General features: G+C 73.9%; 11 protein-coding genes. 8 read left to right on the forward strand and 3 right to left on the reverse strand.

Annotated features, from left to right (window positions below; genetic code table 11):
- Positions 1-1,136 (reverse strand): DUF6596 domain-containing protein (locus tag VGL20_21720; protein HEY2706310.1); only part of this gene is annotated, 1,136 nt, incomplete at its 3' end.
- A 46-nt stretch (positions 1,137-1,182) separates the two neighbouring features.
- Positions 1,183-1,923, reverse strand: coding sequence for an SGNH/GDSL hydrolase family protein (locus tag VGL20_21725; GenBank protein HEY2706311.1), 741 nt, complete (start codon positions 1,921-1,923; stop codon positions 1,183-1,185).
- A gap of 50 nt (positions 1,924-1,973) precedes the next feature.
- Between VGL20_21725 and VGL20_21730 the strand changes: the two genes are divergently transcribed.
- From VGL20_21730 to dnaB, 6 genes are read left to right on the forward strand one after another with little or no spacing between them, the layout of a single operon-like run.
- Positions 1,974-2,669: an LppX_LprAFG lipoprotein gene (locus VGL20_21730; protein ID HEY2706312.1), complete on the forward strand. Its 696-nt coding sequence runs from the start codon at positions 1,974-1,976 to the stop codon at positions 2,667-2,669.
- Positions 2,632-4,509, forward strand: a complete 1,878-nt coding sequence (locus VGL20_21735) for an MFS transporter (protein HEY2706313.1) — start codon at positions 2,632-2,634, stop codon at positions 4,507-4,509. Before VGL20_21730 ends, VGL20_21735 begins: the two co-directional genes overlap by 38 nt.
- Entirely contained in the window at positions 4,502-5,896 is a 1,395-nt protein-coding gene (locus VGL20_21740) for an HD domain-containing protein (protein HEY2706314.1), read from the forward strand. Before VGL20_21735 ends, VGL20_21740 begins: the two co-directional genes overlap by 8 nt.
- Before the next feature lie 42 nt (positions 5,897-5,938).
- Positions 5,939-6,460 (forward strand): hypothetical protein, encoded by a 522-nt coding sequence (locus tag VGL20_21745; GenBank protein HEY2706315.1) that lies wholly within the window; start codon positions 5,939-5,941, stop codon positions 6,458-6,460.
- Positions 6,457-6,903: a 50S ribosomal protein L9 gene (gene rplI, locus VGL20_21750; protein ID HEY2706316.1), complete on the forward strand. Its 447-nt coding sequence runs from the start codon at positions 6,457-6,459 to the stop codon at positions 6,901-6,903. The genes VGL20_21745 and rplI overlap by 4 nt, the downstream gene beginning before the upstream one ends.
- A gap of 40 nt (positions 6,904-6,943) precedes the next feature.
- Positions 6,944-8,287, forward strand: a complete 1,344-nt coding sequence (dnaB, locus tag VGL20_21755) for a replicative DNA helicase (GenBank protein HEY2706317.1) — start codon at positions 6,944-6,946, stop codon at positions 8,285-8,287.
- Here dnaB and VGL20_21760 read toward each other — a convergent pair.
- Complete coding sequence (locus VGL20_21760) at positions 8,284-9,585, reverse strand: catalase (protein HEY2706318.1); 1,302 nt, start codon at positions 9,583-9,585, stop codon at positions 8,284-8,286. The two genes, dnaB and VGL20_21760, sit on opposite strands and share 4 nt — an antisense overlap.
- 176 nt (positions 9,586-9,761) lie before the next feature.
- On the opposite strand from VGL20_21760, the gene VGL20_21765 reads away from it, so the two are divergent.
- Positions 9,762-10,898, forward strand: coding sequence for a HAMP domain-containing sensor histidine kinase (locus tag VGL20_21765; protein HEY2706319.1), 1,137 nt, complete (start codon positions 9,762-9,764; stop codon positions 10,896-10,898).
- A gap of 41 nt (positions 10,899-10,939) precedes the next feature.
- On the forward strand, positions 10,940-11,316 hold a 377-nt coding region (locus VGL20_21770; GenBank protein ID HEY2706320.1), incomplete at its 3' end, for a lyase family protein.

Below are 11,316 nucleotides of genomic sequence, written 5' to 3' on the forward strand. Positions count from 1 at the left end.
AGCCGGGCGAGCAGGTCACCGCGCACCGCGGGCAGCAGGTGGTACGCCCGGAGGGACGGCTCGGCGGCCAGCCCGTCGACGATCTCGAGGCCGGCCGCGGGACCGACGGCCATCGCCACCGCGACCCCGCGGTTGAGCTCCACGACCGGCGACGGGGCGAGCTGGGCGAGGGCGTCGTAGAGCGCGGCGATGCCCTCCCAGTCGGTCTCCGCGGGGGTGCGCGCCCGGGCGTGGCAGGCGGCGATGGCGGCCTGGAGCGCGTAGGGGCCGAGCGCGCCCCCCAGCCGCTGGGCCCGGGCCAGCGCCGCCATCCCCCGGCGGATGAGGAGCCGGTTCCAGCGGCCGCGGTCCTGGTCGAGGAGGAGGATCGGCTCCCCGGTGGGCCCCACCCGGGCGCGTGAGCGCGACGCCTGGATCTCCAGCAGCGCGACCAGGCCGTGGACCTCCGGCTCCACCGGCATCAGCCCTGCGAGGATGCGGGCGAGGCGGAGCGCGTCCTCGCAGAGCGCGGGTCGCATCCAGTCGTCGCCGGCCGTCGCCGAGTAGCCCTCGTTGAAGACGAGGTAGATCACCTCGAGCACCGGCGCCAGCCGGGCGGCGAGCTCGGGCCCCGCGGGCACCTCGAAGGGGACCCGCGCCTCGGCGAGGGTCCGCTTCGCGCGGACGATCCGCTGGGCCACCGTCGACCGCGGGACCAGGAAGGCGCGCGCGATCTCCTCGGTGGTGAGTCCGCCGACCAGGCGGAGGGTGAGCGCCACCCGCGCCTCGGTGGCCAGCACCGGGTGGCAGGAGATCAGCATCAGGGTCAGCAGGTCGTCGCCGCCGTCCCCCCCGGCGCCGGTGTCGAGCTCGCGGCCGATCTCCTGGTGCTTGCGATCGAGCCGCTCGCGGCGGCGGAGCAGGTCGATGGCGCGGTGCTTCGCCGTGGCCATGAGCCAGGCGCCCGGGTTGACCGGGACGCCGGACTCCGGCCACTGCTCCAGGGCGGCGACGAAGGCGTCCTGGGCGAGTTCCTCAGCGACGGCGACGTCGCGCACCATCCGCGCCAGGCCGGCGATGAGCCGGGGCGACTCGATCCGGAAGACCGCGTCGATGGCGAGATGGGGCTCCGGCGCCGGCACCGCGTGTCCTCTCATCCTCTGGGCGCTGACGCGCCCCATGGTAGGGGGGCTGCGGGCCGGGCTACTCGGGGACGCAGGCCTCGAGATAGAAGCCGGCGATCAGGGCGTGGCCGCCGTCGGTGGGGTGGATGTCGCCGCTGCGCACCCAGGTGAGCTCGCCGCAGCGCCCCCGGAAGCGGCCGCTCACCTCGATGAGGCGGAGGCGGCGGACCGCGGCGGCGTCGCGGATGATCCTGTTGAAGCCGCCGCCGGTGGACCGTCGAGGGGCCATGCGGTGCGCCTCGGCGCCGTGGTTGCCCCCCTCGACGACATCGGGCTCGAAGGGCATGTACACGGTCTGGATGCAGCCCACCTCGACCAGCGACGAGCCGGTGGCCCGGAGCGCGGCGTCGAGCCGGGAGAGGATCACCCCGAGGTTGGCCTGGAACTGCCGGCGCGCCTCCCCGTCGCCGAGCAGCGCCGCCTCCATGATGTCGTTGCCGCCGATGCAGAGCGCCAGCGGGCTCACCCGGCCGCCGCTCCGCGCCACCGTGGCGATCAGCTCCTCGGCGCGCTCGAGCTGGCCGCTGGGGAGGAGCATCGAGGCGCTGGACTCGCCCGGGATGGCGAGGTTGACCAGCGCAAGGCCGCCCCAGCGGGCCCGGAGCGCGTCGCCGAGCACGCTCATGCACCCGGAGCTGACATGGGAGGCCCCGATCCCTGCGGCGATGCTGTCGCCGAGTGCGAGCAGGACGGTGCCGACCGGCACCGGCGTCCCCGTTGCTTCTCCGAACACCGCGGCAGGCGTCGGCTGATCGGTCACGTCCGCGGAGTATACCGAGCCGCTCTCTATACTCCCGAGCCCTGATGAGGATGCGCACCCGACCGCTGCTGGGCCTCGCGCTCGCCCTCGCCGGCGTCGCCTGCGGCAGCTCGCCGGGCTCCGGTGGCGTCGACGCCACCGCGATGCTGCGGCAGGGGAAGGCGGCGGTCGACGCCGCCGGCGCGCTCCACTTCACCCTCGCCGCCAGGGACGTCCCCAGCGGCGGGGCGGGCACGTTCATCACCGCCGGCGAGGGCGACGCCCAGCGGCCCAACGCGGTGCAGGGCAGCCTGCAGGTGGTCTTCAACGGGCTGCCGCTGCGGCTCGGCGTGGTCTCGTCGGGCGGCACCTTCTACGTCAAGCTGCCCTTCACCACCGGCTACGAGGCCACCGACCCCACCAAGTACGGCTTCGGCGACCCCGGGAGGCTGCTCGACCCCCAGGCCGGGCTGAGCTCGCTGCTCACCGACGCGAAGGACGCGAGCGCCGACGGCCGCGACCGTCTCAACGGCGAGGAGCTCGACGAGGTGAAGGTGACCCTGCCGGGGAAGCCGGTGGCCGACCTGCTCACCAGCGCCGACGCCTCGAAGGACGTGCAGGGCCGCATCGGGCTGGTGCCGGGGAGCCACCAGGTGCGCCGGGTGGTGCTCACCGGCCCCTTCTTCGACGCCCACCAGTCGAGCACCTACACGCTGATACTGGACAGGTATGGCGAGACCGTCCAGATCACCCCTCCTCCCCACTGAGGCGCTGACGGGGGGGACGGCCGCGCCGGCGGCCGGGGTGGCCGCCGTCCCCGGCGGGGTGCGGCGGCTGGCGGTGGCCGGCGCGGCGGTGCTGCTCGCCGCCGCCGACACCTACGTGGTGGTGCTCGCCCTGCCCAGCATCATGCGCGACGTCGGACTCAGCCTCGACCAGCTCCAGCAGGCGGCGCCGATCGTCAGCGGCTTCCTCTGCGGCTACGTCGTGGTGCTGCCCCTGCTGGGCCGGCTCTCCGACCTCTACGGCCGGCGGCCGGTGCTGCTCGGCTGCCTCGCCGTCTTCGCCCTCGGCTCGGCGGTGACCGCCAGCGCCCACGGCCTCGGGGCGGTGGTGGCGGGGCGCACCCTGCAGGGCCTGGGCGGCGGCGGGCTGGTGCCGGTGACCCTGGCGCTGGTCGCCGACACCTGGCCCCCGCAGCACCGCGGCGTGCCCCTCGGGGTGGTGGGTGCGGTCCAGGAGCTCGGCAGCGTGATCGGCCCGCTCTACGGCGCCGCGATCGTGGCGGTGAGCGGCTGGCGGACCATCTTCTGGGTGAACCTGCCGGTGGCCGTCGTCCTCGCCGCCGGCTTCCGCCCGCCCTGGAGCGAGGTGGCCCGGCGCCGCGCGGCGCGGGGCACCGGCCGGGTCGACCTCGCCGGCGGCGCGCTCCTCGCCGGCGCCGCCGCCGCCGCCCTGCTCGCCCTGCTCCAGCCCGACGTGCTGACCGGCAGCGACACCCTCGGACAGCTCTACTCCCCGCTGCTCGGCGCCAGCGCCCTCACCACCCCGCTGGCGCTCGCCGCCGCCGGCCTGCTCGCCGCCCTCGCCGCCTGGGAGCTGGCCGCCCCGTGGGGGGTCCGGCCGCTGCTCCCGCTGCGCCGCACCCCGGCGATGCTCCGCGCCGCCGACTGGCCCGGGGCGCTGCTGCTCGCCGCGGTGCTCGGCTGCGTGATCGTCGCCTTCGCGGGCGCCGACCCCAGCCGCCAGGTGGTCGGCGACGCCGCCCCCGGCCTGCTCGCCGCCGCCGCCGTCGCCGGGGTGCTCTTCCTCCTCGTCGAGCTGCGCCGCGACGACCCGCTGGTGCCGCTCGCCGCGCTGCGCCCCCGCGCCGCCCACGGCGCCCTGCTGGTGAACCTCTGCGCCGGCGCCGCGCTGATGGCGGTGCTCATCGACGTGCCGATCTTCGCCCGGGCGACCCGCTTCCACGACTCGCAGGTGCAGGCGGCGCTGGTGCTGCTGCGCTTCCTGGCCGCGGTGCCGGTGGGCGCGGTGCTCGGCGGCCTGGTCTGCGAGCGGCTCTCCCACCGGGTCACGGCCGGCTGCGGGATGCTGCTGAGCGCGGCGATGCTCCTGCTCCTCGGCGGCTGGACCGCGGGCACCCTCGGCGAGCACGCGGTGCTGCTGGGGTGGCACGCGCCGTTCGGCGGCGCCGACGTCGAGCTCGCCCTCTGCGGCCTGGGCTTCGGGCTGGCCATCGCCCCGGTCAACGCGGCGGTGCTGGGGGCGGTGCGTGATTCGCTCCACGGCCTGGTCTCGGCGCTGGTGGTGGTGGCGCGGATGGTGGGGATGCTGGTCGGCCTGGCGGCGCTGACCGCGGTGGGGCTGCGCCGCTTCTACGCCGCCTCCGCCCAGCTCCCCTCGCCGATCCGCCTGTGCCCGCAGACCCCGGCGCACTGCCCCGCCTACGACCTGCTGGCGACCGCGGCGGTGGTCGACGAGCTCCACGCCGTGTTCGTCGGCGCCGCCCTCTGCGCCGCCGCCGCCGCGGTGCTCGCCCTGGTGCTGCTGCAGCGCACCGCCGGCGCGCCCGGGGTGAGCCTCGGAGAGGTGCTGGCCGGTGGCTGAGCTGCGGGTGGTGCGACCGGCGGTCGACACCGAGGAGGTGCTCGACGGGCTGCGCACCGCCGCCGCCGAGCTCGGGGTGGAGGCCTACCTGGTGGGCGGGTTCGTGCGCGATCGCCTGCTCGGCCGCGGGGTCAGCAAGGACATCGACCTGCTCGTCGTCGGCGACGGCGCCGTCGACCTGCTCGGCCGGCTGGCCGAGCGTTTCGGCTGGAGCCGGCCACAACAGTTCGAGCGCTTCGGCACGGTGCAGGTGCGCGGTGACGGCTTCATCGTCGAGGGGGTGCGCGCCCGCCGGGAGCGGTACGACCCGGAGTCGCGGAAGCCCGGCGTCGAGCCCGGCACCCTGGAGGAGGACATCCGGCGCCGCGACTTCACCGTCAACGCCCTCTGCCAGGACTTCTCCGGCCGGGTGCTCGACCTCACCGGGCGCGGGCTCGCCGACCTCCACGCCGGGGTCCTCCGCACCCCCCTCGACCCCTCCGACACCTTCGACGAGGACCCGCTGCGGATGTTCCGCGGCGCCCGGTTCGTCGCCCAGCTCGGCTTCGGGCTCGCCGAGGGGGTGCTGGAGGCGATCCGCGAGCAGGCCCCCCGAGCCCGCATCCTCAGCGCCGAGCGGATCCGCGACGAGCTCTCCCGGCTGCTCACCTCACCCCACGCCCGTGCCGGCATCGAGGTGCTCCGCGAGGGCGGCCTGCTCGCCCAGGTGCTCCCCGACCTGGAGGCGATGGTGGGGGTGGAGCAGAGCGGGTTCCACTGCTACGACGTCTACGACCACACCATGCACGCCCTCGACCTGGCCCCAAGGGAGGACCTGGTCACCCGGCTGGCCGTGCTCCTCCACGACGTCGGCAAGCCGCCCACCCACGCGATCGCCGAGGACGGCCGCCACACCTTCCACGACCATCCCCAGGTGGGCGCGGAGATGGCCGAGAGGATCCTCACCGACCTGCGCTTCAGCGGCGACGAGATCCGCGACGTGGCCACCCTGGTGCGGCTCCACCTCCGCCCCATCCAGTACCAGCACGACACCCACGGCGACGCCGCGGTGCGCCGCCTGATCCGCGCCGCCGGGCCGCTGCGAGGGCGGCTGCTCGACGTCGCCCGGGCCGACACCCGCGCCTCCTCCTACCCGGACACGGTGGCGATCGACGAGCTCGGCGAGCGCATGGAGCGGCTCGACCAGGACGGCGGGCTCTCGCGGATGGGACCGCCCCTCGACGGCCGGACGATCATGCGGCTGGGCGGCCGCGGCGGCGGGCCCTGGGTGGGCCGGGTGCAGCGGGCGCTGATCGAGGCCGTGCTGGAGGGCGAGATCCCCCCCGGCGACGCCGCCGCCGCCGAGGCCTGGCTCCGCGACCACTCCGAGCTGCTCGAGGTGAGCTGACCGCACAGTCTCGACGACCCGGGTGAGTACCATATGCCCCCCATGCTCGGCCGCGCGCGCTTTCTGAAGCGCCTCCTGCTCGACCTCCCCCGCAACCTCAAGCTGGCCTACTGCCTCTGGCTCGACCCGCGGGTCCCGGTGCGCAACAAGGCGGCCATGGGCGCGGCGCTGGGGATCATCGTCACCCCCTACATCAACCTCCCGGCGTGGATCCCGGTGGTGGGGGAGATGGACATCCTCGCCCTCGGCCTGCTCGCCAGCCGCCTCTTCATCGGCGCCGCCCCCGACGCGTTGGTCGCCGAGCACGAGGCCGCGATCCGCCGGCGCGAGAGCCGCTTCGACCGGGACGTCGAGCAGGGCAGGCGATTCGCCGTCGCCCTCAGCAGACGGCTGCCGATCGACCGCCTCCACCCCGACGACGACACCGACACCGACGCGGGCGGTCCCGGCCTGCCCGCCGCCGCCGCCGGCGACCCCGGGTTCTCGCGACAGCGCTGGTCCTGGGAGACCGACACCACCAGCTCAACCCCCGCCGATCAGCGGACCTCCGGAGTGACACGTTGAAGGTTCTGTTCCTGCAGGAAGTGACGGGAACTGCAAAGCCCGGCGACGTCAAGGAGGTGTCCCCGGGGTTCGCTCGCAACTACCTCTTCCCCAAGCATCTCGCCGTGGTCGCCGACGACAAGGTCGTCGAGCAGATCCGCCAGCGCGAGGAGGCGACGCGGCGCAGGGCCGAGAAGGCGCTCACCGACGCCCGCGAGATCGAGAACCGGCTGCGCCGGATCACGGTCACCCTCTACGCCAAGGCCGGCGAGGGCGGGCGCCTCTTCGGCTCGGTGACCAACGCCGACATCGCGCAGCAGCTCAAGCGCGAGGCGGGCATCGACGTCGACAAGCGGAAGATCGAGGTCGAGCCCCCGATCCGCTCGCTCGGCCCCCACGAGGTCACCCTCAACCTCCACGCCGAGGTGACGGCGACCCTGCGCGTGGTCGTCGCCGCCAAGTGACCCCCCCGCCCCATCCGGGGGTGCCGGCGGAGGGGGGGTGGTGATCACCTCGACGCCGCCGGTCGGGAGGACGCTCCCCCACGACCACGAGGCCGAGGTCTCGGTGCTGGGGGCGCTGATGCTCGACCCCAACGCGGTGTCGATGGTGCGCGACCGGCTCGTCCCCGAGGACTTCTACTCGGAGCGGCACGGCCACATCTACCGTGCCTCGCTCATCCTCGCCGACCAGGGTCAGCCCATCGACCCGCTGATGCTGCGCTCGCAGCTGGAGCGGAACGGGGCGCTCGGCCAGGCCGGCGGGGTCGAGTACCTCGCCGAGCTGAGCGCCAGCGTCTTCACCGCCGCGAGCATCCAGCACTGGGCCGACATCGTCTACGAGCTGGCGCTCAAGCGCCGGCTGATCACCGCCGGGGGCGACCTGGCGACGCTCGGCTTCGACGAGTCGCTGAGCGCCATCGAGGCGGTCGACCGTGCCGAGCAGCGGGTCTACGGGCTCGCCGACCAGCGCCGGGTCACCGAGGCCACCCACGTCGCCCCGGTGCTCAAGGACACCTGGACCCAGCTCGAGACCCTGCTCGGCAAGCGCCAGTTCGTCACCGGGGTGCCGACCAACTTCAGCGAGCTCGACCAGGTCACCCAGGGGCTGCAGCCGAGCGAGCTGATCATCCTCGCCGCCCGTCCCTCGGTGGGCAAGACCGCCTTCGCGCTCAACGTCGCCCGCAACGCCTCGGTGCTCGCCAAGCAGCCCACCTGCATCTTCTCCCTCGAGATGTCGAAGGAGTCGCTGGTGCAGCGGCTGCTCTGCAGCGAGGCCAAGGTCGACTCCTTCCTGCTCAAGACCGGGCAGGCCGACGCCGCGGTCTTCTCGCGGATCGCCCAGGCGATGGACCGGCTCACCCAGGCCGACCTCTACATCGACGACACCCCGGCGCTCTCGATCAACGCGCTGCGCAGCCGGGCCCGCCGGATGAAGGCGCAGTACGGCATCAGGCTGATCGTGGTCGACTACCTCCAGCTGATGCGCGGCGGCCGCCAGGAGTCGCGCGTCCAGGAGGTGTCGGACATCTCCTCGGGGCTGAAGTCGATCGCCAAGGAGCTCAAGACCCCGGTGCTCGCGCTCTCCCAGCTCTCCCGCGAGTCCGAGCGCCGCACCGACCGCAAGCCCCAGCTCAGCGACCTGCGCGACTCCGGCTCGATCGAGCAGGACGCCGACATCGTGCTCTTCCTCTACCGCAAGGGGATGCACGACCAGGAGGTCGACCGCTCCGTCACCGAGCTGATCGTCGCCAAGAACCGCAACGGCCCGGTGCGCGACATCGACCTCGTCTTCGTCGCCGAGCAGACCGCCTTCCGTGAGCCGTTCCGGGGCCGGCCCGAGGGCTAGCTGCCCGCCGAGCTGCCCACCGGCTGGGGAGCCCGGTTCACCGCGCGGGCGACGCCCGCGCCCAGGTCGGGGTGGACGGCGGTCCAGTAGGCGATCACCCGGGTGGTCATCTCCGGGGTGAGGCCCCTGCTCATGTGGCCGGCGATGTTGCCGATCAGGTGCTCGCGGTCGACCGGGGAGAGCACCCTCTCCCACAGCGCGCGGGGCTGGACGACGTCGTCGTCCTCGGCGTGGAGCAGCGAGGCGGCGCGCACCATCTCTCCGCCGATCTCGTAGCTCGGCTCGGCGCCGTACCCGCTGTGCACCTGGTTCAGCGGACGGTTGATGGGGAGCTGCAGGTAGTTGGCGCCGATCCGGTAGCGATGGGTGTCGGGGTAGCTGAAGAGCCGGCCCTGGAGCATCCTGTCCGGGCTGGGGCCGATGCCCGGCACCATGTTCGCGGGCTCGAACGCGGCCTGCTCCACCTCGGCGACGTAGTTCTCGGGGTTGCGGTCGAGCACCAGCCGGCCGACCCTGATCAGCGGGTGGTCGCCGTGCGGCCAGACCTTGGTGAGGTCGAACGGGTTGAACCGGTAGCCGGGGGCGTCGTCGAAGTTCATCACCTGCACGTACATCGTCCAGGATGGCGGGCTTCCGTTCAGGATGCTGGTGTACAGGTCGCGGATGTGATGGTCGGGGTCCTCCGACGCCATCGCTCCGGCCTCGGCGTCGGTGAGGTTGTCGATGCCCTGGTCGGTGGTGAACGTGTACTTGATCCAGAAGCGTTCGCCGCCCCCGTTGACCCACATGAAGGTGTGGCTGCCGTAGCCGTTCATGGTGCGCCAGCTGCGCGGCGTGCCCCGGTCGGTCATCAGCAGGGTGACCTGGTGCGCCGACTCCGGGGTCAGGGTCCAGAAGTCCCACTGCAGGTTGTGGTCGCGCAGGTTGGTGTCGGCGCGGCGCTTCTGCGAGTGGACGAAGTCGGAGAACCTCCGGGGGTCGCGGATGAAGAAGACCGGGGTGTTGTTCCCCACCAGGTCGTAGTTGCCGTCCTCGGTGTAGAACTTGATCGCGAAGCCGCGCGGGTCGCGCTGGGAGTCGGCCGAGCCGAGGTCGCCGGCGACGCCGGCGAAGCGCAGGAACACCGGCGTCCTCCTGCCCACCTGGCCGAGGAAGGCCGCCCTGGTCCACTGGGTGACGTCGTCGGTCACCTCGAAGTGGCCGTGGGCGGCGCCGCCCCTGGCGTGGACCACCCGCTCCGGAACCCGCCCCCGGGGGATTCCGGCGACCGTGGTGGTCGCCGGGCGCTGCTCGCTCATCGGTCGCTCCTCCGCCGCGGGTGAGAGGTGGGTGAGTATAGGCCGACCTGGAATCTCTCCAGACGGGGCTCGGCGGCGAACGTACGTTTGCAGTCCTGCCACCTTGACACGGGTTGCGCGACACGATGTCGCAACATCGCGGAGACGGCGGCGGGCCTCCTTTACACTGCCCCGGGATGACTGCGCACGCGGCCGCGACGGAGGCCGATCTGGGAACACGACTCTCCGCGCTCCTGCGCGAGCGGCTGGCCGACCTGGCACGGGCCTGGCCGGCCGAGCTGACGGCGGAGGGACGGATCGCGCCCACGGTGCCCGCCGCCGAGGCCGACCGCTTCGTCGAGGCCGTCGCCGCCGCCGCCACCGGGCGGATCGAGCCGCTGGCGGCGATCACCGGGGTCGACGGCGCCGAGCGCGCCGGGCTGCCCGGCCGCCTCGACGTGGTGCTCAGCGCCCTCGAGGCGCTCCGCCGCTCCGTCCTCGCCCTCGACGGGGGCCGCAACGGCGTGGCGCCCGACGTGAGCGCGACCGCCGCCGCCTTCGCCGCGGTGGGCCGCCGCCTCGCCGCCCGGGCGGTCACCGCCGGGATCGAGCCGCGGACCGGCGCCCCGGCGGTGCCGGCCACGCCGGTCGACCCGTTCGGGACCACCCCGATCGGCGTCACCCTCCACGAGCTCCGCCGCCCCCTGACGATCGTGAGCAGCTACGGACAGCTGCTCTCCGCGGGCACCCTGGGCGAGCTGCCCGACCGGGCGGCGACCGCGGTGACCGCGCTCTGCGGCGCCACCGAGGCGATGCTCCGCCTGGTGCAGGCGCTGAGCGCCGTCAACCGCCTCGAGGACCCCGCCGAGCTCCCCGCCTTCCGCGAGCTCGAGGTCGCCGCCCTGGTCGGCGCCGCCCTCGAGGAGGTCGCCACCGAGATCCAGCTCGGCGCCGTCCAGCCGGTTGTCGAGCTCGAGGACGGGCTGCGGGTCCGGGGCGACGACGAGTGGCTGGTGGTGGCGCTCACCAACCTCATCGAGAACGCGGTGAAGCACTCGCCCCAGGGCGGGACCGTGGAGATCCACGCCCGCCGCGACGTCGGCACCGCGCGCATCACCGTGCGCGACCATGGCCCCGGCTTCCCCGCCGCCGACATCGACCGCCTCTTCGACAAGTACTTCCGCTCCGCCGCCGAGCGCGAGCGGGGCATCGCCGGCACCGGCCTCGGCCTCTTCATCGTCCGCACCGTGGCCGACCGCCACCGCGGCGAGGTCATCGCCCGCCTGCCCGAGGGCGGCGGCGCCGAGTTCGAGCTGGCCCTGCCGCTGACCTGAGGCGGCGAGGCGGAGCCTCGCCGGTAGAATCCGGGACCGTCATGGACACCCGGACCGAGCACGACTCGATGGGCGCCTTCGAGGTGCCCGTCGATGCCTACTACGGCGCCAACACGATGCGGGCGGTGGTCAACTTCCCGATCAGCGACCTGCGGCTGCCGCGCGGGTTCATCCGCGCCCTGGGGCTGATCAAGCAGGCGGCGGCGCAGACCAACGCCGACCTGGGGCTGCTCGAGCCGCGGCTCGCCGAGGCGATCGTGCGCGCCGCCCAGGACGTCGTCGACGGCAACCTCGACGACGGCTTCGTGGTCGACGTCTTCCAGACCGGCAGCGGCACCTCGACCAACATGAACGCCAACGAGGTGATCAGCAACCGCGCCATCGAGCTGCTCGGGGGCGAGAAGGGCACCCGCACCCC

This window comes from Candidatus Dormiibacterota bacterium, assembly GCA_036495095.1.
In the GTDB taxonomy this organism is placed as follows: Bacteria; Chloroflexota; Dormibacteria; order Aeolococcales; family Aeolococcaceae; genus CF-96.